The 25,599-nt window shown below is 45.0% G+C and carries 25 protein-coding genes and 1 tRNA gene; 22 read left to right on the top strand and 4 right to left on the bottom strand.

All coding sequences use genetic code 11. From position 1 onward, the window contains the following. Positions 1-54: 54 nt before the first annotated feature. Positions 55-858 (top strand): helix-turn-helix transcriptional regulator, encoded by an 804-nt coding sequence (locus tag ACH6C1_RS18900; protein ID WP_374079843.1) that lies wholly within the window; start codon positions 55-57, stop codon positions 856-858. Here the strand turns inward: ACH6C1_RS18900 and ACH6C1_RS18895 are convergent. Next, entirely contained in the window at positions 816-2,030 is a 1,215-nt protein-coding gene (locus ACH6C1_RS18895; RefSeq protein WP_374079841.1) for an MFS transporter, read from the bottom strand. The two genes, ACH6C1_RS18900 and ACH6C1_RS18895, sit on opposite strands and share 43 nt — an antisense overlap. A gap of 125 nt (positions 2,031-2,155) precedes the next feature. On the opposite strand from ACH6C1_RS18895, the gene ACH6C1_RS18890 reads away from it, so the two are divergent. The 7 genes from ACH6C1_RS18890 (at position 2,156) to ACH6C1_RS18860 (ending at position 7,129) form a co-directional block, all read left to right on the top strand. Further along, the gene (locus ACH6C1_RS18890) at positions 2,156-3,736 is read left to right on the top strand and encodes a putative polysaccharide biosynthesis protein (RefSeq protein WP_374079838.1); all 1,581 of its coding nucleotides are present in this window, start codon (positions 2,156-2,158) and stop codon (positions 3,734-3,736) included. Beyond that, positions 3,733-5,049 (top strand): bifunctional methyltransferase/pyrophosphohydrolase YabN, encoded by a 1,317-nt coding sequence (gene yabN, locus ACH6C1_RS18885; protein WP_374079835.1) that lies wholly within the window; start codon positions 3,733-3,735, stop codon positions 5,047-5,049. Before ACH6C1_RS18890 ends, yabN begins: the two co-directional genes overlap by 4 nt. A gap of 1 nt (position 5,050) precedes the next feature. Further along, positions 5,051-5,308 (top strand): RNA-binding S4 domain-containing protein, encoded by a 258-nt coding sequence (locus ACH6C1_RS18880; protein ID WP_038562415.1) that lies wholly within the window; start codon positions 5,051-5,053, stop codon positions 5,306-5,308. Positions 5,309-5,369: 61 nt separating this feature from the next. After that, the gene (yabP, locus tag ACH6C1_RS18875) at positions 5,370-5,654 is read left to right on the top strand and encodes a sporulation protein YabP (protein ID WP_095224708.1); all 285 of its coding nucleotides are present in this window, start codon (positions 5,370-5,372) and stop codon (positions 5,652-5,654) included. Continuing rightward, complete coding sequence (gene yabQ, locus ACH6C1_RS18870) at positions 5,651-6,250, top strand: spore cortex biosynthesis protein YabQ (RefSeq protein WP_374079831.1); 600 nt, start codon at positions 5,651-5,653, stop codon at positions 6,248-6,250. The genes yabP and yabQ overlap by 4 nt, the downstream gene beginning before the upstream one ends. Positions 6,251-6,257: 7 nt before the next feature. Further along, positions 6,258-6,638 carry an FtsB family cell division protein gene (locus ACH6C1_RS18865; RefSeq protein WP_095224710.1) on the top strand — a complete coding sequence of 127 codons (381 nt, stop codon included), beginning with the start codon at positions 6,258-6,260 and terminating at the stop codon, positions 6,636-6,638. A 74-nt stretch (positions 6,639-6,712) separates the two neighbouring features. Then, positions 6,713-7,129, top strand: coding sequence for a S1 domain-containing RNA-binding protein (locus ACH6C1_RS18860; RefSeq protein ID WP_095224711.1), 417 nt, complete (start codon positions 6,713-6,715; stop codon positions 7,127-7,129). 145 nt (positions 7,130-7,274) lie between these two features. Here the strand turns inward: ACH6C1_RS18860 and ACH6C1_RS18855 are convergent. Beyond that, positions 7,275-7,348: transfer RNA gene (locus tag ACH6C1_RS18855), tRNA-Met, on the bottom strand. A gap of 129 nt (positions 7,349-7,477) precedes the next feature. On the opposite strand from ACH6C1_RS18855, the gene ACH6C1_RS18850 reads away from it, so the two are divergent. Beyond that, positions 7,478-8,053 carry a histidine phosphatase family protein gene (locus ACH6C1_RS18850; protein WP_374079911.1) on the top strand — a complete coding sequence of 192 codons (576 nt, stop codon included), beginning with the start codon at positions 7,478-7,480 and terminating at the stop codon, positions 8,051-8,053. Positions 8,054-8,090: 37 nt separating this feature from the next. Here ACH6C1_RS18850 and ACH6C1_RS18845 read toward each other — a convergent pair whose 3' ends face one another. Together ACH6C1_RS18845 and ACH6C1_RS18840 are read right to left on the bottom strand one after the other, a co-directional pair. Then, on the bottom strand, positions 8,091-9,593 hold the full coding sequence (locus ACH6C1_RS18845; protein ID WP_374079827.1) for a DHA2 family efflux MFS transporter permease subunit: 1,503 nt from the start codon (positions 9,591-9,593) through the stop codon (positions 8,091-8,093). Continuing rightward, entirely contained in the window at positions 9,590-10,036 is a 447-nt protein-coding gene (locus ACH6C1_RS18840) for a MarR family winged helix-turn-helix transcriptional regulator (protein WP_374079825.1), read from the bottom strand. The genes ACH6C1_RS18845 and ACH6C1_RS18840 overlap by 4 nt, the downstream gene beginning before the upstream one ends. A gap of 395 nt (positions 10,037-10,431) precedes the next feature. Between ACH6C1_RS18840 and spoIIE the strand changes: the two genes are divergently transcribed. From spoIIE to lysS, 13 genes are all read left to right on the top strand, one after another. Continuing rightward, positions 10,432-12,891, top strand: a complete 2,460-nt coding sequence (spoIIE, locus tag ACH6C1_RS18835; protein ID WP_374079823.1) for a stage II sporulation protein E — start codon at positions 10,432-10,434, stop codon at positions 12,889-12,891. A gap of 64 nt (positions 12,892-12,955) precedes the next feature. Beyond that, positions 12,956-13,690: a vWA domain-containing protein gene (locus tag ACH6C1_RS18830; protein WP_095224718.1), complete on the top strand. Its 735-nt coding sequence runs from the start codon at positions 12,956-12,958 to the stop codon at positions 13,688-13,690. Further along, complete coding sequence (locus tag ACH6C1_RS18825) at positions 13,671-14,585, top strand: protein kinase domain-containing protein (protein WP_374079820.1); 915 nt, start codon at positions 13,671-13,673, stop codon at positions 14,583-14,585. Before ACH6C1_RS18830 ends, ACH6C1_RS18825 begins: the two co-directional genes overlap by 20 nt. A gap of 62 nt (positions 14,586-14,647) precedes the next feature. After that, the gene (gene tilS / locus ACH6C1_RS18820) at positions 14,648-16,066 is read left to right on the top strand and encodes a tRNA lysidine(34) synthetase TilS (protein WP_374079818.1); all 1,419 of its coding nucleotides are present in this window, start codon (positions 14,648-14,650) and stop codon (positions 16,064-16,066) included. After that, positions 16,059-16,610 (top strand): hypoxanthine phosphoribosyltransferase, encoded by a 552-nt coding sequence (hpt, locus tag ACH6C1_RS18815; RefSeq protein WP_095224721.1) that lies wholly within the window; start codon positions 16,059-16,061, stop codon positions 16,608-16,610. Before tilS ends, hpt begins: the two co-directional genes overlap by 8 nt. A 116-nt stretch (positions 16,611-16,726) precedes the next feature. Continuing rightward, on the top strand, positions 16,727-18,775 hold the full coding sequence (ftsH, locus tag ACH6C1_RS18810) for an ATP-dependent zinc metalloprotease FtsH (protein ID WP_374079815.1): 2,049 nt from the start codon (positions 16,727-16,729) through the stop codon (positions 18,773-18,775). 155 nt (positions 18,776-18,930) lie between these two features. Further along, positions 18,931-19,800 (top strand): Hsp33 family molecular chaperone HslO, encoded by an 870-nt coding sequence (hslO, locus tag ACH6C1_RS18805; protein ID WP_366248426.1) that lies wholly within the window; start codon positions 18,931-18,933, stop codon positions 19,798-19,800. Between the two features lie 88 nt (positions 19,801-19,888). Then, positions 19,889-20,812, top strand: coding sequence for a cysteine synthase A (cysK, locus tag ACH6C1_RS18800; protein WP_095224724.1), 924 nt, complete (start codon positions 19,889-19,891; stop codon positions 20,810-20,812). Between the two features lie 95 nt (positions 20,813-20,907). Beyond that, positions 20,908-21,723, top strand: coding sequence for a dihydropteroate synthase (gene folP, locus ACH6C1_RS18795; RefSeq protein WP_374079811.1), 816 nt, complete (start codon positions 20,908-20,910; stop codon positions 21,721-21,723). Positions 21,724-21,726: 3 nt separating this feature from the next. Further along, entirely contained in the window at positions 21,727-22,089 is a 363-nt protein-coding gene (folB, locus tag ACH6C1_RS18790; RefSeq protein ID WP_095224726.1) for a dihydroneopterin aldolase, read from the top strand. Further along, positions 22,086-22,583 carry a 2-amino-4-hydroxy-6-hydroxymethyldihydropteridine diphosphokinase gene (gene folK, locus ACH6C1_RS18785; RefSeq protein ID WP_374079806.1) on the top strand — a complete coding sequence of 166 codons (498 nt, stop codon included), beginning with the start codon at positions 22,086-22,088 and terminating at the stop codon, positions 22,581-22,583. Before folB ends, folK begins: the two co-directional genes overlap by 4 nt. 25 nt (positions 22,584-22,608) lie before the next feature. Further along, positions 22,609-23,598, top strand: coding sequence for a tRNA dihydrouridine synthase DusB (gene dusB / locus ACH6C1_RS18780; protein ID WP_095224728.1), 990 nt, complete (start codon positions 22,609-22,611; stop codon positions 23,596-23,598). 163 nt (positions 23,599-23,761) lie between these two features. After that, a complete protein-coding gene (lysS, locus tag ACH6C1_RS18775; RefSeq protein WP_095224729.1) occupies positions 23,762-25,246 on the top strand; it encodes a lysine--tRNA ligase in 1,485 nt (494 codons plus the stop codon). The last annotated feature ends 353 nt before the right edge of the window (positions 25,247-25,599 follow it).

Below are 25,599 nucleotides of genomic sequence, written 5' to 3'. Positions count from 1 at the left end.
TTATGTTGCGGGATTCTTTTTATGCTAAGCTAATCCCAAAGAGGAGGAGAGGTTATGATAGAGGAGCATGCGAATGGTCTCTTATTAAACCGGACAACAATGCTTGGTGAAAGAAACTGGCGGGATGATGATACATATAAATTGATTTTCAGCCCTAACGGTCATGCTGTCTACCAATTTCAGGGACATAATATGGAATTGTCTGATGGTGAGGCTATGCTTCTTAATCCGCATGAGATACATAAACAGCTCCGCCATACGTCGGAGAAGTGGATTGTTGAATTGCAGCCAGCTTTTATAGCAGAAGTAGCACAGGAACTGAGCGGTAGCAGGGTAGATCCGATGTTCGCACTAGTAGCATGTAAACACCCACTTCTTCACCAATGGTTTTCTACGACTCGTCTCTACTTGGGAATGGCTGCTACAGAAAAGGAAAGTGCTCTATGGCTGGAGAATAGCTGGATTCAGCTTGCGATGGTTCTGCTCCGCCTTGTACCAGGCACCCATAGCGATAAGTGGGACATGAAAGGATATGAGCCAACTGTGCACATCGTTTTGGATGCTTTGAAACAAAGTTATCAGCAAGACTGGACACTGGATAAGATGGTACAGCTGACCCAACTAGGGAAATATCAATTCAGTCACCTTTTTAAAAAGGAAACGGGTCTGTCACCGTATAGCTGGCTCCAAATATATCGTGTCATCCAAAGTCAGAAGCTGCTCCGTCATACCGATGCTTCCATTCTTTCCGTCGCCTTGGAAGTAGGCTTTAAGAATGTGTCTTCTTACCATGCTGTATTTCGGCGAATTTACGGTCAGACTCCTGGTTTATTTCGGAAAAGCATATGTAATGTATAGAAAAAAACAATTACTAAAATACTCGCTCCGCTTATCAGGATGAGACTTCGAATAGATAGGAAGGATAATAAGCTGGCATACAGTGCTAGTGACAAGGTATTTGAAGCGTATAGCAGTACAGCATTAGAGCTGAATGCCCTTCCAAGCATCAATTTTGGTACATGAGTCTGTATGAGATACACCCTGGTTAGGCTGCTCACAGGAAGACCTATACCGATAAGGATAGCGCCGGCAAAGAAGAATGGTTCCTTGTAAGCTAAACCGATTATACTGATTCCTGCACCCCATATAACGCATCCTAGTATATATTTTTTCATGTCCAATCGTTTTATCAGTATCGGAATTAGAATGCTGATAATTGTCGCTCCGATGCCAAATACAATCTGAAGTGCGTTATACCACGGCTCGCCATTTTCCGTAATTTCCTCGAATGCGAGCAAAATTCCAACCTGCCATACCCAAGTGTTGAAAAAGACTACGAAAAAGGTAGTAATGAATAGATGCACTAGGGTAGGCTTTTTTCTTACCCATTTAAAGAAATCAAATAGTGACCTATAAAGCGATGCGATAGACAGTCTGACTTCCTTATCAGTCGGAGCCATAGCCGGCAAACGAGAAAGGCAAAGAGCACTAATAGCATAGGAAGCTGCATCTATAACAAAGAAATAGATAATATCAGCACTTGCAATCAGCCAAGCAGCGAGAACCGGACCCATTAAGGAAGCGGAACGTTGGATTGTATCCCAGGTACTATTGGCGTTAGGTAGTTCTTCTTCCGGTATTATCTCAGGGAGTACAGCTCGGTGAGCCGGATTGAAAAAACATCCACAGCATTGAAGCAAGAAACTTCCTGCAAGAAGATAAGGGTAGGTCAGACCATCCTGTAGATAGAGAGAGATGATTAATGTAAGGATGATCAATCTTATTAAGTCTATGATTACCATTATATTTCTTCTGTTTATATGGTCTGCTAAAGCTCCGCCGAATAATCCGAAGAGAAGGTATGGCATAGTTTCTGCAATGGCTACAATTGTTGTATGTATGCTAGAGTCAGTCATACGAAAAGCAAGAAACAGGAATGCCAACCCGGATAGGATATCACCGATGTGGGAGACTGCTCCACCTAGAAAGTAATAGACTGCATTTTTATTTTTGATAACTGCCATATACATGCTGTTCACCTCTTATCCAGCATATATCCTTAATGGATGAAGGTCGTATGGGATCTTGCTCAAAGTTAAAGCAGGATATGGCATATGGTATAATCCCAATAGGAAAAGTTTGGAGGAATCATTGAATGGGGTTAGGGATGAAGCGGCTGTTTCATGGTGCTTTTGTGCTGGCGGTCGCTGGTTTGATCAGTAAGATTTTAAGTGCGGGCTATCGGGTCCCGTTTCAAAATATAGTAGGCGATAAGGGCTTTTATATTTATCAGCAGGTATATCCATTCCTTGGGATAGCAGCAAGCCTTGCTCTATACGGTATTCCGGCAGCTGTGTCCAGATTAGTTGCTGATCGTTATCGCAGCACATCGCCGTCTCTTCGTTCGTTCTATTTACCGGTAGGGACTTTCTTGCTCGGTCTGGCTGTGATTACCTTTGTTTTGCTGTATATGCTAGCACCGCAAATAGCCGAATCGATGGGCGATACAGCTTTGGTAAAACCACTCCAAGCTGCGGCTTTTATTTTCTTGGCAGTTCCGTTCACTTCGATTCTGCGAGGTGTTTATCAAGGAAAGCAGAATATGACGCCGACAGCTGTTTCACAAGTAGTGGAGCAGCTAGTCCGCGTAAGTTTGATTCTTGCTGTCACTTTCCTGCTTGTCCGTTCAGGGAGTGATTTGTATGACATAGGAGCTAAAGCTGCAATGGCATCTTTAGCAGGGGCGTGCTTTGGTATTGTAGTACTTAGCTTTTATATGAGAAGAGAACCGATTATTTCCTCTGTGGAGCAGCGGCTTCCGTGGGGATATATCATAAAGACGATCCTCGTATATGGCTTTTTTATTTGTCTAAACTATATGCTATTGCTGTTATTGCAGTTTGCCGATGCTTTTACGCTCGTTTCCGGATTGCTGTCACATGGTTTGAGTTTGGATGAAGCACGTGAATGGAAAGGGATATATGATCGCGGACAGCCGCTAGTACAATTAGGTATCGTCGTCGGCTCCTCCCTGGCATTAGCATTCGTACCGTCTATAACAAAGGATCAGCTGATCAGTGAGAAGAAAGCGGTCCTACATTTGCTGCATAGCGGGTGGAAACTAAGCTTCCTGTTATCAATTGCAGCTACAGCTGGATTAGTCGCTCTGCTCCCGCTAGTCAATGAATTGCTGTTTAAGGACGATGTTGGTACATATTCTTTGCAAGTATTCACGCTGACGATTTTTGTTTGTTCCCTCACATTGACTACTGCTTCCATGTTAGAGACTTTAGGGAAATGGAAGCAGACAGCTGCTATAATCGCGGCCGGTTTTCTTCTCAAGTGGTTTATGAATGTATGGCTCGTTCCGATTTATGGCATCTTGGGTGCTTCATTGGCGACTGTCATTACTGTAACATGCATATTAGCTTGCAATATGTATTTGCTTAAACGGCATCTGCCGGAGATTAAATTATTCCAGCTTCCATGGAAAAGTTTATTTGTCGGATTGCTGTTCATGCTTGTCGCAGTAGGACTTTTAAATGTAGCTGCCGTCGAATTGTTTCACGTGAAAACACGAATTTTGTTATTAGGGTATGTATTGTTTGCGGTTATGGCTGGTGCTTTATTGTATGGAATAACCTTAATTAGGACTGGGGCATTCAATCGGGCAGAGTTAGAATCATTGCCGTTCAGCAAACATTTACTGCGCTTAGAAGGGAGAAAAGAAAAATGAAACATACCATTGAAGTTGTCGGTCTTGGTGGTGGTGATATAAATCAGTTGTCACTAGGAATCTACAAGAAGTTAAAAGAGCATGGACAACCAATCTTTGTAAGAACCAAGGACCATCCTGTCGTCAGAACACTGGAGGAAGAAGGGGTGGAGTTCCATTCCTATGACGAAATCTACGAAAATTATCCTGATTTTCAATCGGTTTATGAAGAGATAGCTAACAGCTTGTTTCGGCAAGCAGAAGAAGGGTCATTGATTTATGCAGTTCCCGGTCATCCGATGTTAGCTGAAATGACTGTTCAGCTGCTGCTTGCTCAGCAAGAAGTGGACGTAAAGATTATTGGGGGGCAGAGCTTTTTGGATGATTTGTTCTCTGCTCTGCGAATTGATCCGATTGATGGTTTTCAATTCGTCGATGCGACATCATTCAAGCGTGATGAGCTGGAATATAGACAACACCTCATTTTCTGCCAAGTATATGATCAAATGGTGGCTTCGGAAGTAAAACTGGAGTTATTGGAAGATTTACCGCCGGAATATCCAATTACGATTGTGGATGCAGTAGGCAGCTCGGATGAGAGTATCAAGACTGTAATGCTGGAGGATCTGGACAGGAGCGTAGAATTCAGTAACTTGATGAGTGTGTATGTACCGCCAGCAGTATCTTTGGAGATGAACCACAAATTCTATCGATTGCGTGAGGTAATTCAGACGCTGAGGGGTCCGGGCGGCTGTCCATGGGATCAAAAGCAAACACATGAATCCTTGCGGAAGTACTTGATCGAAGAAGCTTACGAGCTTATTGATGCCATCAATAAGGAAGATGATGAGAATCTTATCGAGGAATTAGGGGATGTACTGCTCCAGGTTATGCTGCACAGTCAGATTGGAGAAGATGATGGTTATTTCTCTATTGAGGATGTCATTCGAAGTGTGACCGAAAAAATGATCCGCCGTCATCCACATGTTTTCGGAGAGGCAGTTCTGGAGACTGAAGAAGAGCTGAGCAAGAGCTGGGAAGCTATCAAGCAGGAAGAAAAGGCAGAATATAACCCTGATCAGAGTGAAGAATCCATGCAGCCGGAGCTGATGAAAGCAGCAGAGATTGGCAAGCAGAAACCTTCTCCATCTAATTTGGCGCAGCAGCTGGCGGAATTCAGCAGAAGAGCATCAGTGGCAGAGGTGGATGAAAATGTCATTGGAGAGCTTCTGTTTGCTATTGCTTCTTATGCGGGCTATTATAAAATAAATCCAGAAATTGCGTTACATCAAGCAATAGAGGGAAAGAAAAGTACGGATAAGGGAAGTGAATGATATGCGTTTGGATAAATTTCTAAAAGTCTCACGACTGATCAAACGCCGGACATTGGCAAAAGAAGTGGCCGATCAAGGCCGTATCACTATTAATGGCGTTCAGGCAAAGGCTTCAACGAATGTAGCTGTTGGTGATGAGATGGCGATCCGTTTTGGTCAGAAGCTGTTAACGATCGAGGTACAGCAGCTGAAGGAAGCAGTTAAGAAGGAAGATGCTGCGACACTGTACACAGTGAAAAAGGAAGAGCCTGTACAATAAAAACCGTTCTAACCTTGTCCCTGCCCTCATAGATTGTTAGGGATAAAGGGAGGCGGTAACGATGGATCAAACCCGGAAAACCCAAGCGGATCATGATATAAAGATGTTCAATCGGAAATCGCTCGAGATCAGCGGTGTGAAGGAAGTGGACAGCTTCGACAGTGAAGAATTCCTGCTCCAGACTGAGATGGGCTATATGATCATTCGCGGGAGCAACCTGCATATGAAGAACCTTGATCTGCAGGAGGGGAAGGTATCAATCAAAGGCAAAATCCAAGAGCTATCCTACTTGGATGAGCATCATGGGGAGAAGGCTAAAGGAATCTTTAGCAAGCTCTTCAAATGACGCTCACTGTCCAATTCCTCACCATCGTGTCGATGATTGCCGGCGGGGTTTATCTTGGCGCAGCCATGGATACATTCCGCCGCTTCGAACGACACTGGAAAAAGCAGGTCTTCATGCGTTACATCATGGAATGCGGGTTCTGGCTGCTGCAGACGTTGCTATTGTTTTCCTTGCTGTTTCAAGTGAATCAGGGGGAAATGCGCTTTTATATACTTTTAGCATTGTTATGTGGCTTTGCAGGATATAGAGCTTTATTCCAGACAAGTTATCGACGAGTGCTTGAATGGCTGATCCGTGTCATCCGGCGGACTATCCTGATTGTCAGAAGGATCTTACAGGTACTTATCCTGACACCAATACGTTTACTGCTGCAAGGGCTCCTGCTGCTGGCAGGAGGAGTAGTGACGCTGATATGGAGATTGATACGTTTGGTTTTGGTTATACTCTTCTATCCAATCCGTCTGATCGGGCGGCTGGTATGGAGAATGACGCCAAGTAAGCATAGAAAAATTTACTCCAAATTAGCAGGTATATATAGTAAAATGAAGAATATAGCAAGGAAAGCACTAGATACACTGCGCAGAGCAAGGAGGTAAAAATGGCGTGGCAAGAAAGAAACGTAATGTAACGAAGATGGAGTCCAACTACACGAGACAATACGATGCATATACGGAACGGCAGCGAAAAAAACAGAAAAGACTCTTTCGGCGTTTGATCTTGTTCGCCGCTTTTGCAGTTGTTCTGCTTGGATTAATGACAGGTTATCATATTCATCAGCGAGGTGTTTATGCTTCTAAGCAAGCAGAATATAAAGAGAAGCAGGAAGAGTTGGCCAGCTTGCAGAAGAAGGAAGAGGATCTCAAGGAGGAAATCGAACTTTTGAACGATAAGAGTTATGTACTGGAAATCGCCAGAACGAACTACTTCTACTCAAAAGACGGTGAAACCATCTTTAAAATCACCGAAGAGGAACCCTCTTATTGACACCCTTTTCCAAGCTTTTATATAATATATAAGAAGTATATTTCTTTCAAACTTTAAGGAGGAGCATTTTTTTTATGTCAATTGAAGTAGGCAGCAAGTATCAGGGTAAGGTAACGGGAATTACTAATTTTGGCGCATTCGTAGAACTGCCGGGAGGTTCTACCGGTCTAGTCCATATTAGTGAAGTTGCCGATAATTACGTGAAAGACATTAATGAACATTTGTCTGTTGGTGATATGATCACAGTCAAAGTCATTAATGAAAAGGACGGAAAGATTGGACTTTCTATCAAGAAAGCGAAAGATAATCCGCCACCAGCACGTCGTAATAACAACAACAGAGGTTCCGGACATGGCGGCGGTCATCGTGAGCGCACCGAAACTTTTGAAGCAAAAATGAATCGCTTCTTGAAGGATTCAGAGGACCGTCTGGCGTCCCTTAAGAAACACACAGAATCAAAACGTGGTGGCAGAGGCGCTAAAAAAGGTTAAACTTGCTGTCTATATATTGGGATTTGATAAAATGCAAATCTTGAGATATAAAATAATGAATCGGATGCAAAAAAGCATCCGATTTTTTTATGTAAATATTTATACAAAAAAACAAGGAATGCGATTTGCATTCCTTGTTTAGGGATAGCGGCGGAGGGGATCGAACCCCCGACCTCACGGGTATGAACCGTACGCTCTAGCCAGCTGAGCTACACCGCCATATAAATGAATTGTTTAGAAGCACAAGGAATATAATACAATAGCCTGGACTATATGTCAACAATAATTTTATCGATAACGATTAACAGGAAAAATACGGTATAGTAAGACTATAGATTAGGGGAGGGGATCAGGATGATTTGTCTTGTCAGGCATGGAGAAACAGATTGGAATAAACTAGGTAAAGTACAGGGAAGTACAGATATACCACTGAATGAAAGAGGAATCAGACAGGCGCAAGCTACTCGTGATTATCTGGCAGGAAGTGATTTTGATCTGATCATAGCAAGTCCGATGAAGCGGGCCAGAAAGACAGCTGATATTCTTAATGAAGCATTACAGCTGCCGCTAGTGGAGATGAAAGGTTTCGTTGAAAGAGGTTTTGGCGAGGCAGAGGGACTGACTCGGGCAGAGCGGGAGGCAAAGTATCCTAGCTGGGACTTCCCTGGTATGGAATCATGGGAGGACTTAGTAGAACGTGTCATGCTGGCTTTGCAGGAAGTGAATGCGAAGTACGGTGATAAGAAGGTACTGCTCGTTTGTCATGGCGCCGTCATCTCAGCCATCCTATCTACCATCTCAAATGGAGAAATTGATAGTGAAAATACACATCTAGTCAACGCTTGCTTGAGCAATATCCAGTTTATAGAAGAAAAGTGGAAGGTACATGATTATAACCTTTCCGAACATCTGGCCAATATATAAAAAAAAACTGCATCCATAACGGATGCAGGTTTTTCTATTAATGCGTTTCGGAAGGTTTTCCGACAGGTGTTGTAGTAGCTGTTGATTGTTCCTGTTCAATCTCATCTGCAGGGCGAACCTTTTTCAGGAAGAAGGAAAGGATGAAACCGACAGCTGCGATAAGTGTAGCAATCCAGAAGGCATCATTGATACCTTCGATGGAACCTAGCAATGTAGCTTGCTGCTGCGGTGTGCCAGACATCATCATGTCTGTAACGTGTTCCTTTGTTTGAGTAGAGAACACAGTAACCAGCAATGCAGTACCGATCGCACCGGCCATCTGACGAAGTGTGTTCGCCATCGCCGTACCGTGAGCGTAATACCGTTTAGGAAGCTGATTCAAACCAGCTGTCATAATTGGCATCATAACCATGGATACACCGATCATACGGAAGGTATAGACAGTCATCATATACGTGTAAGTTGTATCGATAGACAACGTACTTAGGAAGTAAGTTGTGATTGTTGTGATCAATAGTCCGATCAACGCAAGCGGACGAGCACCGATCTTATCAAACAATTTACCAGTAATCGGCGACATGATCGCAGAAACCAGTGCACCAGGCAGTAGCAATAGACCTGATTTAAGCGGTGAATAACCTAGCATATTCTGTGTGAAAATCGGGATCAATAGCATCGCTGCAAACATAGCCATTGTAATAACGACGTTGATTGTAGTCGATAGAGAGAACATCCAGTATTTGAATACACGGAACTCGAGCATTGGTTTTTTGATTGTCAATTGTCGGATGATGAAGATGAGTAAGGATATACCACCCACTACAAGTGTAGTGATAACCGGTGTGGAATCCCAGCCTTTATCTCCGGCAACACTAAAGCCGTATAGCAAGCCGCCGAATCCGATAGTGGACAGGATGACGGATAACACATCAACTGAAGATTTCTGTGTTTTCGTTACATTTCGCAGGATGAATACTGCAAGGATGATATCGATGATAGCGATAGGAAGAATGATGAAGAATAACCATCTCCATGATACGTGCTCGACTACAAAACCAGAAAGTGTAGGTCCGATTGCAGGTGCGAACATCATCGCTAGACCGATGACACCCATGGCGCTGCCGCGTTTTTCAATTGGGTAAAGGCTCAATACAGTATTGAATAACAATGGCATCATGATACCAGCGCCGGCTGCTTGTACGATACGACCGATTAAGATGGTTGTAAAATCAGGGCCGACTCCACAAATAAGTGTTCCGATTGCGAACAAGCTCATTGCAGTGATAAATAGTTTACGAGTTGTGAATCTTTCCATAAAGAAGGCAGTAATCGGAATTAAAATACCATTTACCAGCATAAATGCTGTTGTCAGCCATTGTGCTGAGTTTTCTTCTATATCCAAATCCACCATCATGACAGGCAACGCGATGTTCATCAGTGTCTGGTTCAGGATAGCTACGAAAGCACCCAAAACCAAGATAGCGACGATCGGGCCTCTGGTTAATGATTCTGGATTAACATAGGCTGAACGATCTTTCATGTTGTTTCATCTCCTTGAGTTGTTATCTTTTTTAGCAAACGGCTGTGAAGAGACAATAAAGTCTCCACTTCCTCCGTGCTGAAGTCTGAAATGTTCCCCAGTCTTTGCAAATAGGTTCGGTAGGCTGTCTTTTTCTGCTCCAGTCCCTTTGGAGTCAGTGACAGAACGATTGCGCGGCGGTCATGGGTAGAGCGCTCCCGTTTCACCAATTCAGCTTGTACAAGCCTTTCAACCGTTTCGCTTACTGTACTCTTGCTTGCATTCACCTTTTGGGCAAGGTCGTTCAAGCCAGTTCCAGGCTCGTCCGCTAATACTTTCAGGATGTGCAGTTGAACGACAGTCACACCTAATTGATCAGCATTATGCCAAAATTGCTTATGAAAAGCTTGATTCAGACATCGAAACGATTGGATCACTTGGCTGATTTTTTCCTCATCAGTCAAAGTTGTCATCCCCTCAACAAAAAAATAGTTCGCATGCGAACTGTTTCAGTAGGAACTATTCTACTCCTCTTTCACAAAAATGCAATATAGAAGTTTTATGGAAAACGCTTCCTATAAAAAATAAAAGTTTTCTGACAAGACTTACGAAACCAGAGCTAAATACGACAGGGAAAAATGCCGCAAAAAAGCTTAAGCTGTCCAAGTCGTGTTGAAGCCGGTGAGAAGGTATGGGATTAAGTCGAAATGTTTTTAAGTCACGCTCGGTTCTTTTGACAAATTATGAATATGGGATGTGGTTAAATGACTATATTCAAATAAGAGTTTGTCCCGGGGATTACCATAGTATGTACACAGAGCCTCGGTAAATATGAGGATAGGATAGGAGTGTTAATGAAATGGAGACAGTATCAAGAAAGAAATGGGGCATTTACGGAGTGGAGCAGAAGCGGTTGGAAAATTGGAAGAAGAAGGGGTTCGATCTGGCGAAACTTCTATTGATAGAGAAGGCATGGCTTTTGGCTTTAGTAGGCTTCTTGCTTGGACGGGCTGTCGTACTGACCACTGTCTCCCCATTTGCGGCAGCATTCCTGGCATCTATCTGGCTGACAAGAAGAAAGAGAATGGTGCCAATCACATTGGCAACAATCGCTGGTGCGGGAACCTATCATTGGACACATGGGCTATATATAGCAGGAACAGCATTCGTACTTTATTTCCTTGCCATGATTAGTAAGAAGATACCGCATCAAATTCGGGTCATGGCTGTACTCGTCTTTCTGGCAAGTTCCCTCCCGAGGATGCTGGCACTCTCCTATGAAAACACCTTGTCCAGCTTTGACTGGATGATGATCGGCGTCGAAGGAATTCTTGGTTCTGTACTCTTTATCATCTTTATGCAAAGCATTCCGTTATTATCCATTAAAAGATATTATCCGGCATTAAAAAATGAAGAGATAGTCTGCTTGATCATTTTGCTAGCCTCAGTACTCACCGGCACGATCGGCTGGCAGATCCAAGGGGCTGGAGTGGAGCAGATATTCTCCCGCTACTTCGTATTGCTGCTGGCGTTGATCGGCGGGGCGGCAATGGGCTCGACTGTTGGGGTAGTTGCTGGCTTGATACTCAGTCTCGCCAATGTTGCAAGTCTATATGAGATGAGCCTCTTAGCCTTTGCTGGTCTGCTTGGCGGCTTATTAAAGGACGGAAAAAAATTCGGGGTGAGCATCGGTCTTATTATAGGAACATTACTTATCGGTGTGTATGGGCAGGAGCAGGGCATGCAGGAGGTATATCCATCCTTGCTTGCATCAGCTATTAGTATACTGCTGCTCGTTTTGACGCCGGACAGCTGGATCCGGCGTATGTCCCGTTTTGTTCCTGGCACTGCTGAGCACAGCCAGGAACAGGAGCAGTATCTTCAAAAGGTACGCGATGTTACGGCTAATCGCGTGCAGCAGTTCTCCAATGTGTTTGATGCATTGGCGAAGAGCTTCGCTACGCCTGATCGGGAGGCAGAGGATGTGCGGAATCGGGAGACTGATTTTCTGCTTGGCAATGTGACCGAGCAGACATGCCAGCTGTGCTTCAAAAAGGATCGCTGCTGGGGCGCACAGCAGTTTGATCGAACCTATCAATTAATGGAGAGTCTGAAAGAGGATATGGAGGACGGAGGGCCTCCGAATAAACTGCTGGAGCGGAACTTGGAGTCCCACTGTGTCAAATCGAAGAAAGTGATCGAAACGATGAAGCATGAGCTGAGTTTCCATCAAGCTAATCAGATGCTGCGGCGGCAGGTACAGGAAAGCCGTCGCTTTGTTGCCGATCAGCTTAACGGTGTATCCGAGGTTATGGGCGACTTTGCAAAGGAAATCGTCAAGGAAAAGGAGAACCATGAGCATCAAGAGGTGGAGATGATGGCTGCTTTGCGGGCGGCTGGCTTAGTCGTGGACAAGCTGGATGTATTCTCCCTGACGAAAGGGAGCATCGATATTGAGATGCATGTATCTATACAAGGATACCATGGCGAGGGGCAAAAGCTGATCGGCCCTATTTTATCCGACATTCTGGGGGAGACTGTCGTCGTAACGAAGGAAGAAATAGCGCCGTTTCCGGATAAGTCCTGTTTCCTGGCGTTCTCTTCCATTAAGAAATTCGTCGTGGATACAGGTGTTGCACATGCGGCAAAAGGTGGGGGGTTCGTATCGGGAGACAGTTTTTCCACGATCGAACTAGGGGCGGGCAAGTACGCGATTGCAATCAGTGATGGTATGGGCAATGGAGACAGAGCACATGAGGAAAGCACCGAGACATTACGGCTGCTTCAGCAGATTCTGCAATCAGGCATCAGAGAAGAAGTGGCAATCAAATCGATCAATTCCATCCTCTCGCTCCGCTCCAACGAAGAGATATTCGCAACATTGGATCTGGCAGTCATCGATTTGCATGACGCAGCAGTCCAATTCCTTAAAATCGGATCGACACCAAGCTTCATTAAGCGCGGTGATCAGGTCCTTAAAATAGAGTCTGGCAACTTACCGATCGGCATCGTACAGGATCTGGAGGTGGACGTCGTACAGGAGCAGCTGCAGCCGGGTGACTTGCTCGTCATGATGAGTGACGGAATCTTTGAGGCTCCGCGGCATGTGGAGAACACGGATATCTGGCTGAAGCGGAAGATCAAGGAGATGAATACAACTGTGCCGCAGGAGATGGCAGATTTGCTCCTGGAAGAGGTTGTTCGCCACCGTGCTGGAGAAATAGAGGATGACATGACTGTCATGGTGGCAGCAATTGATCGCAATATGCCGCAATGGGCTTCCATCCCTACTTATAAAAACAAAGTGAAGGAGGCATAGCGAACGTATATTATCTCTCTTTCCCGTCGATGATGGAGATAACGAATGGAGAAGAGGGATAACGATGAAACCGAGTACGCTGAAACAGATCCTGCTGATCACAGATGGATGCTCCAACCGCGGCGAAGATCCAGCAGCGGTCGCTGCCTTGGCTTATGCCCAACACATTACGGTAAATGTAATCGGTATTCTGGAGGAGGGGCATACGGAACATTCACTTAGCCTCGAAGAAGTGGAGAACATTGCTAAAGCAGGAGGCGGTGTCAGTCAGTTGATTTATAAGCAGGCTTTGACAGAGACTGTCCAAATGGTGACAAAACAGGCAATGACACAGACGATCGAGGGGGTCGTTAATCGGGAATTAAAGCAAATCTTAGGGCCGGGTAATTCATTGGACGATTTGCCGCCGGAAAAAAGGGGCGATGTACTGGAAGTCGTTGAGGAAATAAGTGAAACGGCTAATCTGGAAGTGCTTATACTTGTAGATACGAGTGCCAGCATGCACCATAAGCTTCCTGTCGTAAAGGAGGCGCTGATCGATCTTTCCATTAGTATGAATGCACGCCTTGGCAATAATAAGTTTGCCATACTTGGTTTCCCTGGAAAAAGGGATCCTGCAGTCAAAGTGATGGAGTGGACGGAGCGACTGGAAAACGTGTCTTCTGTTTTTCCGAAGCTTGCTACAGGCGGAGTCACACCGACAGGGCCTGCGCTGCGGGAAGCAATTCACGAATTCAGCCGCAAATCTCTGCCAAAGCGTACAGACGGGATAGCTGAATATGAAGAATTCGGCAGCTGATTTACAACCCGGTATCCGTTTGACGGGCAAATGGCATAAAGGAAACTATCCGCTGATACGAAAACTTGGCAGCGGAGCAATCGGCACTGTTTATCTGACAAAAAGAAACGGCGTCGATGCCGCCTTGAAAATCAGTGATAAACGTACCTCAATGACGATGGAAATGAATGTACTGCAATCGCTGAAAAAGGTCCAGGGACATTTCCTAGGACCTTGTTTGTTTGATAGCGATGATTATGTCAGTCCAAGCGGCAAACTGTATACCTTTTATGTGATGGAATATATTCAGGGAAGCAGACTTGATACATACATAAAAGCAAAAGGTTCGGAGTGGCTGCCGGTATTGCTGCTGGGATTGCTGGAGGATCTGGATCACCTCCATCAAGCAGGTTGGGTTTTCGGTGATTTGAAGCTTGATAATTTGGTTGTTTGTGAAAACCCTGTTCGGCTTCGGTGGGTAGATGTAGGAGGGACAACACAGAAAGGCAGGGCAATCAAGGAATATACCGAGTTTTATGACCGAGGACACTGGGGTATGGGAAGCAGGAAAGCAGAACCCTCATACGATCTATTTGCACTTGCTATGACAGCCCTGGAAATTGTGAATGGCGGAAGATTTCTGAAAGGAGATACACCGAAAGCAGCCATAAGGGCGGCGCTATCCCGTGCTGAAAAACTGCGGCCAATCCTGGATAAGGCTTTGACAGGCAAATATTCAGACAGCGCTGCAATGAAGCAGGATCTGGTAAAGCATCTTATGAGGAGGAAGGCTCCTGCCCCGGCAGCAACTCCTTCTCGAGTAGCGAAGAGCAATAGACGCAAAACCGGTTTGGGAGAGTGTGTCGTATTAAGTGTCTATGGTATTGCTTGCTATGTTCTTTATCTGCTGCAATAAACTTTTTGTCCCGCAGCATAAGTGGTACGATAAAAGCAGCAACTACATAAGGATGACGGAAAATGGAACATACTGTGACAGCATTTATGGACAGACATGGTTTATGGAAGGAAGGTTCGACTATCCTGGCTGGTGTATCTGGCGGACCCGATTCAATGGCACTGCTTCATTTCCTGAAGGAACAGAAGCAGCGGCGAAATTGGCACATCATTGCCTTAAGTGTCGACCATGGTTTACGGGGCGAAGAATCCAGGTTAGACACGGTATTTGTAAAAGAAATATGCGAAAAATGGGGGATTGTATCGGAAGCTGTAACTTTAGACGTTCCGGGATGGAAGGAGGCACATCAGCAAAGCACCCAGGTTGCAGCCAGGGAAATGCGCTACAGCTATTTCGAGGAGTGCATGTCGCGTTTTGATGCAGACGCTTTGTTTCTTGCCCATCATGGGGACGACCAGGCAGAAACCATCCTGATGCGGCTGGCGCGGGGATCTAATCCTGCTGCAGTCAGCGGCATGGATATCAAGCGGCCATTCGCTGGCGGAGAACTCATCCGCCCGATGCTGTCGTGCAGCAAAGCCCAAATTCAACAATATTGTGAACAGCATGACATACCATATCGTATCGATCCGTCAAATGCATCAGAGGATTATACGCGTAATTTCTTCCGTCACCGTGTACTGGATCCGATAAAGAAGGAATTCCCGACCTTCCATCAGCATGCGCAGCGCTTTAGCGAAGCGCTTAAAGCAGATGAAGCTTATCTGGAGGGACAGGCAGCGGAGATGTTTGCAGAAGTGGTGGAATATGATGTCGGGAAACAGGCGGCAGCCTTTGAAATAGACCGATTTCTTACATACCCGATTGCTTTACAAAGAAGAGTGTATCATCTAATATTGATGTATCTGTATCAAGCGCTTCCGGTGGACTTGCACCATCGGCACGAAGCGCAGTTCTTTGAACTGATAGCTAGCTCTAAAGCAAACAGCTCTTTAGATTTTCCGGCAGGATTACAACTGACAAAGTCCTATAGCCGAATGACGGTATCTTTTCGTAATGAGGCAAAGGACTTATTCCATTATACATTTCACGCTCCCGGATGCGTCACGTTACCTGATGGATCTCTATTAACGGCTTCTTTTACCCCACACTCAACCGAAAACGGTTCCCACGACTTCGTACTGCCCCTTGCGGATGTTACCTTGCCTTTGCAGATCCGTACAAGGAAAAATGGCGACAAAATGAAGCTGCGCGGAATGAGAGGGACCAAAAAAGTAAAAGATATTTTCATTGATGAAAAAATTCCTGCTGTTAAAAGGCGGGACTGGCCGATTGTGGAGGATGCGACTGGCACTATTTTATGGCTTATCGGTTTAAGAAAAGGGGAAACAGGCAGAACAACAGGAGAATCAGGCAGCTATTTGCGTCTGTGCTACCAAGCGAAAAAAGGGGAACAAACAGGAGGACCGAGCAATGCATGATGAGATTGAGAAAGTACTGATTACAAAGGAAGAGATCGAAGCAAAATGCGCTGAGATCGGGAAGCAGCTTACAGAGGAATACAAGGATTCCTTCCCGCTTGCTATTGGCGTATTGAAAGGCGCCCTTCCGTTCATGTCCGATGTACTCCGTCATATGGATACACATCTGGAGATGGATTTCATGGATGTGTCCAGCTACGGCGGCGGCATGACATCTTCTGGTGAAGTGAAAATCGTCAAGGATTTGGATACAAAAGTGGAAGGCAGAGATCTTTTGATCATCGAGGATATTATCGACAGCGGTCTCACATTGAGCTATCTGGTTGATTTATTCAAATACCGGAAAGCAAAGTCGATTAAAATCGTCACGCTTCTTGATAAACCTTCAGGACGTACGGCGAAGATCCAGGCGGACTTGGTCGGTTTCCGTGTGCCAAATGAATTCGTTGTCGGATATGGTTTGGATTATCAGGAGAAATATCGTAATTTGCCGTATATCGGTGTCTTGAAACCGGAAGTGTATGGCGGCGCCCGTACCGAATAATCGGTACCGGTATGGATCATCTTCCTTTTACATAAGGTAAAGGGTATTTAGTTGTATAGCAGGTTTTGCATATGGTAGTATTTACTATAGTTTTCTCGTTTGGGAGGAGGTAGGCAATGAGCAAAGTGTTCCGTAATACCTTAATGGTTATAATTATTTTTGTAGTCATTATAGGTGTGATCAACTTATTCAAGAATCAGACGAACGAAATCGAACAGTATGACATTAACAAGTTTAGAACCACGCTTGAGAGTGGTGATATACAAAGCATGACCGTCCAGCCTACTAACAATATCTATACGGTAAGAGGTGAGACGGAAGATAACAAGCAGTTCCAGACTGAGATACCTCAGAATGAACAGCTGATGAATGAAATCATCAATACGGCAAATGAACAAGGCGTTAAGATGAATGCAGATGAAGAGCCGCAGCCAAGTTTCTGGCAGACTCTACTGACAACCCTCTTCCCTATCTTGCTGCTTGTATTAATCTTCTTGTTCTTCATGAGTCAGGCACAAGGCGGAGGCAGCCGAGTGATGAACTTTGGTAAGAGCAAAGCGAAGATGTACAATGAAGAGAAGAAGAAAGTTAAATTCCGTGATGTAGCTGGAGCCGACGAAGAGAAGCAAGAGCTTGTCGAAGTTGTCGACTTCCTTAAAGATCCGCGTAAATTCTCTGCAGTAGGAGCACGTATCCCGAAAGGTGTCCTCCTTGTAGGACCTCCGGGTACAGGTAAAACATTGCTTGCCCGTGCGGTAGCAGGAGAAGCAGGCGTGCCGTTCTTCTCTATAAGTGGTTCGGACTTTGTAGAGATGTTTGTAGGGGTCGGTGCATCCCGTGTACGTGATTTGTTTGAAAACGCGAAGAAAAACGCACCATGTATCATCTTTATCGATGAGATTGATGCTGTGGGACGTCAGCGTGGAGCCGGTTTAGGCGGCGGTCACGATGAGCGTGAGCAGACATTGAACCAATTGCTTGTTGAAATGGATGGTTTCGGTGCAAATGAAGGAATCATCATCATTGCTGCAACAAACCGTGCAGACATTCTTGACCCAGCCCTTCTTCGCCCTGGCCGTTTCGACCGTCAAATTACAGTTGACCGTCCTGACCTAGGCGGACGTGAGGCAGTCCTGAAAGTACATGCTCGCAACAAACCGCTTGATGAGTCCGTTAATCTGCGTACAATCGCGATGCGTACTCCAGGATTCTCCGGAGCGGATTTGGAGAACCTCTTGAACGAAGCTGCACTAGTAGCCGCACGAAGTGACCGTAAGCAAATTATCATGGACGACGTTGATGAAGCGATCGACCGTGTCATTGCAGGTCCTGCGAAGAAGAGCCGAGTCATCTCCAAGAAGGAACGTAATATCGTTGCTTACCATGAGAGCGGTCATACCGTGATCGGTATGGTGCTTGATGATGCTGATATGGTGCATAAAGTAACAATCGTTCCTCGTGGCCAAGCTGGCGGTTATGCTGTCATGCTTCCAAGAGAAGATCGCTATTTCATGACCAAGCCCGAATTGCTTGATAAAATCACCGGATTGCTCGGCGGACGTGTTGCAGAAGAAGTCATCTTCGGTGAAGTAAGTACCGGAGCACATAATGACTTCCAGCGTGCAACAGGTATTGCCCGTAAGATGGTTACAGAATACGGTATGAGTGATAAGATTGGACCGTTGCAGTTCACAAGCAGCGGCGGAAATGTATTCCTCGGCCGTGATATTCAGAATGAACAGACGTACAGTGAAGCAATTGCTTATGAGATCGATCAGGAAGTACAGAACTTCATCAATCAGTGTTATGCACGTGCGAAGCAGATTCTTACTGAAAATAAAGAGAAGCTTGAGCTGATTGCCCAAACACTCCTTGAGATCGAAACATTGGATGCTTTCCAAATTCAAACATTGTTTGATAAAGGACGCCTTCCTACGGAGGATGAGGTTGCCGCTGAACGCACAAAATCAGAGAAGAAAACAAGCCTGCTGAAGGATAGTGACGACGATGTAACTGTCACAATTCAGCCGCAGGAAGAAAATGGAGCGGCTCCGTCTGGTGACACAGCTATCGACGAAGATGTTTCCAAATCGCCGGATCAGTCAGGTATACCTGAGGAAAATCCGCGAACAAATGATGATTCAGATAATCGTCCAAAAGCATAAAAGAAAAGGTCTCCTTTTGGGAGGCCTTTTTCTTTGTTTGGGTATAGTAAACATATAAAAGGATTTACCTGCGGGATTATGATAAGATAAGCAATACCTTGTGGAAAAAATAGGCCGATATGGTCGATATATATAGAAGGAGTGACATTGCTCTTATGGGTGATTATTTAATTAAAGCGACAGGATTTAACGGTAATATCCGTGCTTATGCAATACAATCGACAGAATTAGTGGAAGAAGCACGCCGCCGTCACGATACGTGGGCAACCGCATCGGCAGCACTTGGACGTACTCTGACAATAAGTACGATGATGGGTGTAATGCTTAAGGGAGAAGACAAGCTGACAGTAAAGGTCGAAGGCGACGGACCAGTCGGACCTATCATTGTAGACAGCAATGCAAAAGGTGAAGTGAGAGGATATATCACGAATCCGCATGTCGACTTTGAACTGAACTCCATCGGTAAACTGGATGTCTCTCGTGCTGTAGGTACTGTCGGAACATTGAGTGTAGCGAAAGATCTTGGTCTGAAAGAAATGTTTACGGGTCAAGTACCGATTGTATCTGGAGAGATTGGAGAGGACTTCACCTATTATTTCGCAAACTCCGAGCAGGTACCTTCTGCGGTGGGTGCGGGAGTTTTGGTTAATCCGGATCATACCATCCTTGCTGCCGGCGGCTTTATTTTGCAAGTGCTGCCTGGAGCGGATGATACAATCATTACGCAATTGGAAGAGCGGATCAGCTCTATTGCTCCGATCTCCACACTGATCAGAGAAGGAAATACACCGGAGCAAATCCTTGAGAAGCTGATAGGAGAAGAAAATATCAACTTCCTGGACACTATGCCGGTTAGCTTTACTTGTCAATGCTCAAAAGACCGCATCCAGAATGCAATTAAGAGTCTAGGTAATGAAGAGATCCAAGCGATGATTGATGAAGATCATGGTGCGGAGGCTAACTGCCACTTCTGTAATGAAACGTATACGTTTACGGAAGATGAATTGAAAGCACTGCTTCGATAAACCCTTCTCATTTGGTTTGACTTTTAGCAATATTTTGCTTACAGTTAAATAAATCCAATTAAAATAGTGGGAATTAGGGGGAATAATCATGGCAATTGCATCATCCATTTCTGAATTGATCGGAAATACACCAATCGTTAAGCTTAATCGTACAGCGGAAAGTGATAGTGCCGAGATTTATGTAAAGCTGGAATTCCAAAATCCAGGCGGATCTGTTAAGGATCGGATTGCACTTGCAATGATTGAAGATGCGGAAGAAAACGGCAGATTGAAGCTGGGTGACACAATCATTGAACCGACAAGTGGTAATACCGGAATCGGTCTTGCCTTAGTAGCAGCTATTAAAGGCTATAAGGCAATTCTTGTAATGCCGGATACGATGAGTATGGAACGCCGTAACCTTCTTCGTGCTTATGGAGCGCAGCTCGTATTGACTCCAGGAGCGGAAGGAATGAAAGGTGCTATTCAGAAAGCGGAGGAATTGCAAAAGGAACATGGCTATTTCATGCCGCAGCAGTTCAAGAACGAAGCGAACCCTGCTATCCATGCCCGTACGACAGGTAAGGAGATAGCAGCTGAATTCGGAGGCGACCTTGATGCGTTTGTAGCTGGAATCGGGACAGGCGGTACGATTACAGGAGTAGGTCAAGTCCTGAAAGAATTGAATAAAGATATCCGTATCATCGCGGTAGAACCGGCAAGTTCTCCTGTTCTCTCAGGCGGAAAGCCAGGACCGCATAAAATCCAAGGTATTGGTGCAGGTTTTGTTCCATCCATCCTGGATACGGATATTTACTCTGAAATCATTCAAGTAGAGAATGAAGAAGCATATGCGACTGCCAGAGAAACAGCTGCTAAAGAGGGCTTGCTGGGCGGTGTTTCTACAGGAGCTGCCATCTTTGCTGCCAAGAAGGTTGCAAAAGAGCTTGGACCTGGTAAGAAAGTATTGGCTGTGGTTCCGAGTAACGGCGAGCGCTACCTTTCTACACCGCTATACCAATTCGAAGACTAATGAACGGAAAGCCCCTGCCCATCATAGGCAGGGGTGTTTTTTTATGCACGGATTCGTGTACACTAGAAAGATATTGAACGAGAGGTTGACGGTATATGAAACGTATAATAGGTAATAAAGAATATGATCTTTCTAAGCAAACACTTGTAATGGGAATCATTAATGTGACACCGGATTCCTTTTCGGACGGAGGCAGTTATACGAATGTAGAGGCTGCTGTTAAGCAAGCGCAAAAGCTTGCTGCTGAGGGAGCGGATATTTTAGATATTGGTGGGGAGTCGACCCGGCCGGGGTATGACCCAGTATCAGCAGGTGAAGAAATCGCACGTGTCGTACCAGCCATACAGGCCATCAGTGAAGCGGTGGATTTGCCGATTTCAATTGATACATATAAAGCGAAGACAGCAGAAGCTGCTATAAAAGCGGGTGCATCCATTATAAACGATATATGGGGAGCGAAGTTCGACCCCGATATGGCCAATGTGGCGGCGCGTTTGGGTGTTCCAATCATCTTGATGCACAATCGTGAGGAAGCGAATTATACCGATTTACTTCCAGATATGATTGCGGATTTGGAGGAAAGTATCCAGATTGCTCTTGATGCTGGTGTTAAGCCAGAGGATATATGGCTTGATCCGGGTATTGGATTTGTTAAGTCCTTTGATGAAAATATGTCTGCTATGCGTGAGTTAGATAAAATCACGGCAATGGGTTACCCAGTCCTTCTCGGTGCATCGCGAAAAAGATTCATCGGTACCGTACTTGATCTGCCTGCAGATCAACGGGATGAAGGAACTGCAGCTACGACAGCGTTTGGTATTACCAAGGGCATACATATGGTCCGGGTACATGAAGTGAAACAGACAGCACGTATCGTAAAGATGATGGATGCGTTAGTTGGGAAGGAGTAAAAGATGGATAAGATATATATGAACAACTTACAATTTTACGGTTATCATGGTTTATTTCCGGAAGAAAATAAGCTTGGTCAGCGTTTCACCGTAGATGCTGTATTGGAACTTGACCTGCGTAAAGCTGGTGAATCGGATGACATGACACAGTCGATTCATTATGGTCAAGCGTTTGAGGTTATCAAAGATGTTGTGGAAGGACGAGCAAAGAACTTAATAGAGGCAGTTGCAGAAGAGATTGCCAAGCAATTGTTTGCTTCATTCTCTCTGTTGGAAGCGTGCACAGTGAAGGTTATCAAGCCAAACCCTCCAATCGCAGGGCATTATGAATCAGTGGCGGTGGAAATTCGGCGGGAGCGTCTATGAAACAGGCGTGGATTGCACTGGGATCTAATATAGCCCCAAGAGAGGCTTACTTACAGCAGGCTATCCAAATGCTTAAGGAGCACTCGGAAATAGAATTGAAACAGATATCAACGGTATATGAAACAGATCCAGTAGGCTATGAGGACCAAGATCAGTTCCTGAACTTGGTTGCGGGGGTTGGAACAAGCTTGGAGCCACTAGAGCTGCTGCATATCTGTCAGAGTATCGAAAAGGAGTTAGGTCGAAAGCGGATCATTCACTGGGGGCCGCGGACGGTAGACCTTGACATTTTGCTTTATAGTACTGAAAATATGAATGTTGAGGAACTTATCCTTCCCCATCCACGCATGCATGAGCGAGCTTTTGTATTAGTGCCTTTAGCTGAAATAGCTCCTGAACTGCTCCTTGGGGGCAAAAGAGTGCAGGAATGGCTGGATGCATTGCCGGCTCAAGATGTGCAAGGCGTTAGGAGCTGGGGTTCTTTAAATATATAGTAAAACTGAATGGGAGGTAGAAACGTTGTTCAAAATCGGTGATATCACCATTAAGAACCGAGTAGTATTGGCGCCGATGGCTGGTATCAGTAACTCAGCTTTCCGATTGACTGTAAAGGAATTCGGAGCGGGTATCGTATGTGCAGAAATGATCAGTGACAACGGCATCGTGACTCGTAACGCCAAAACGATGAACATGCTTTATATAGATGAACAGGAAAAGCCGATGAGCTTGCAAATCTTCGGAGCTAACCCGGATACACTGGTGGAAGCTGCTAAATTCGTCGATCAGAATACGACAGCTGACATAATTGATATTAATATGGGTTGTCCAGCACCGAAGATCACTAAGAACATGGCGGGTTCGCGCTGGCTGCTTCAGCCGGAGAAGATTCATGAAATGGTATCTGCGGTTGTAAAAGAAGTAGGTAAGCCGGTAACTGTTAAGATGCGGACAGGCTGGGACGACAGTACGATCTATGCAGTAGAGAATGCACAAGCACTGCAAGAAGCAGGAGCAGCAGCAGTCGCATTGCATGGCCGTACACGCGAGCAGCACTATGAAGGACTTGCTAACTGGGATATCATTCGCCAAGTGAAGGAATCCGTTTCTATTCCTGTTATCGGTAATGGCGATATTACAACTCCGCAAATCGCAAAGCAGCGATTGGAGGAAACGGGTGTTGACGCAGTTATGATCGGGCGAGCTGCTCTTGGGGATCCGTGGATGATATATAGAACCGTTCATTACTTGGAAACAGGCGAGATGCTGGAGGAACCAAGGCCTCGTGAGAAGATCGATGTATGTGTGCTGCACATGGAACGTTTGATTCGTTTGAAGGGTGAGAGAGTAGCGGTCATGGAAATGCGTAAGCATGCTGCCTGGTACTTAAAAGGGTTGGATGGTACTGGGAAAGTACGCAAATTGATAAATGAAGCAACCACAAAAGAAGACATGGCTGAGCTGCTTTATGATTTTGCAGACCAAGCAGAAGCTTCTATGGCGACGTTTTAATCGGACGTGCTTTATTGACACAGCATGGCTGCTTTTCTATACTTATACGAGGTAGCAATGCGATAAGCCTCGCATTATACGAGGACGAACAATACTGCCAGTCATGCTGGCAGTTTTTTTAGCATGTTAGATAATGAATATAGAAGAAATGGGAGTGAACAGGATGAGTGAAGAATTAAACGATCAGATGCAGGTGCGTCGCGATAAGATGGAACAGCTCATGAACCAAGGTTATAATCCGTTCGGTGCCAGATTCGAACGCACACATCAATCAGAAGAGCTGGTAGCAGCATTTGATGCTTTCAGTAAGGAAGAATTAGAAGAGAAGAAAGCGGAAGTGACTATTGCTGGCCGTCTAATGACGAAACGCGGTAAAGGTAAAGCAGGTTTTGCTCACTTGCAGGACTTGAGCGGTCAGATCCAACTTTATGTTCGTAAAGATCAAGTTGGTGACGAAGCGTATGAGCTATTCAGCAGTGCGGATCTAGGTGACATCGTTGGTGTTACTGGTGTAATGTTCAAAACGAATGTAGGAGAGCTTTCTGTTAAGGCTACTTCATTTGATATCCTATCCAAAGCACTTCGTCCGCTTCCTGATAAATTCCATGGTTTGACTGACATCGAGCAGCGCTATCGTCAACGCTACCTTGATTTGATCGTAAATCCGGAATCGAAGCAGACATTCATCACTCGCAGTAAGATCATCCAAAGTATCCGCCGTTACTTGGACGATATCGGATACTTGGAAGTAGAAACACCACTGATGCACAGCATTCCGGGTGGAGCGGCAGCTCGTCCATTCATTACCCATCATAATGCATTGGATATACCGCTTTATATGCGTATAGCGATTGAACTGCATCTGAAACGTCTTATCGTTGGCGGATTGGAGAAAGTGTACGAAATCGGACGTGTATTCCGTAACGAGGGTGTATCTACACGCCATAACCCTGAGTTCACAATGCTTGAACTATACGAAGCGTATGGTGATATGGATACAATCATGGAATTGACAGAGAACCTGATTGCCCATGTAGCAAAAGACGTGCTTGGTAAAACTGTGATTCCTTATGGTGAGTATGAAATCAACCTTGAACCGAAGTGGAAACGTCTGCACATGGTAGATGCAGTCAAAGAATACACAGGCGTTGATTTCTGGAAGCAAATGAGCGACGAAGAGGCGAAAGCTCTAGCGAAGGAAAATGGTATTGATATTAAAGATACAATGACGTTCGGCCATATTGTAAATGAATTCTTTGAACAGCGCGTAGAGGACAAGCTTATTCAGCCGACCTTCATTTTCGGTCATCCAGTTGAGATTTCTCCGCTTGCGAAGAAGAATCCAGAAGATGAGCGCTTCACGGATCGCTTTGAAGTATTTATTGTAGGGAGAGAACATGGAAATGCATTCTCCGAGCTGAACGACCCAATCGATCAGCGTGAGCGTTTCGAAGCACAAATGAAAGAAAAAGAACAAGGCAATGATGAAGCACATGAAATGGATGAGGATTTCTTGGAGTCCCTTGAGTATGGTATGCCGCCTACAGGAGGATTGGGTATCGGTATTGACCGCCTGATCATGCTGTTAACAAATGCTCCGTCCATCCGGGACGTATTGCTGTTCCCGCAGATGCGCAATCGTTCCTAATAGAAAGAAGAAGGGCTATATTGCCCTTCTTCTTTTCACCATTATATAGGCATTTGCATAGAATGCTAACGAATGCGGGATAATGCTTTATAACAGTTTGTAAGATTGTTTTACATTTATTTAAAAAAACTATTGCAATGCCTTTACATCCGTGGTAAATTATTAGAGTTGCTTCAAACGAAGCGACAAACACGAAAAACAAGAACAAAAAAACATGTTGACAACGCAAGTTAAAACATGATACAATGTTCTAGTCGCCAAACGATCGGCAGAACGAAATTGATCTTTGAAAACTGAACAAAACAACCAATTACGAACTAAACGACATGATCGCAAGATCAACGTCAGCTCTA

The organism is Terribacillus sp. JSM ZJ617 (assembly GCF_044383785.1).
Lineage (GTDB): Bacteria > Bacillota > Bacilli > Bacillales > Amphibacillaceae > Terribacillus.
The sequence above is the reverse complement of the archived record's forward strand: the minus strand, read 5'-3'. Positions and strand labels throughout refer to the sequence as shown.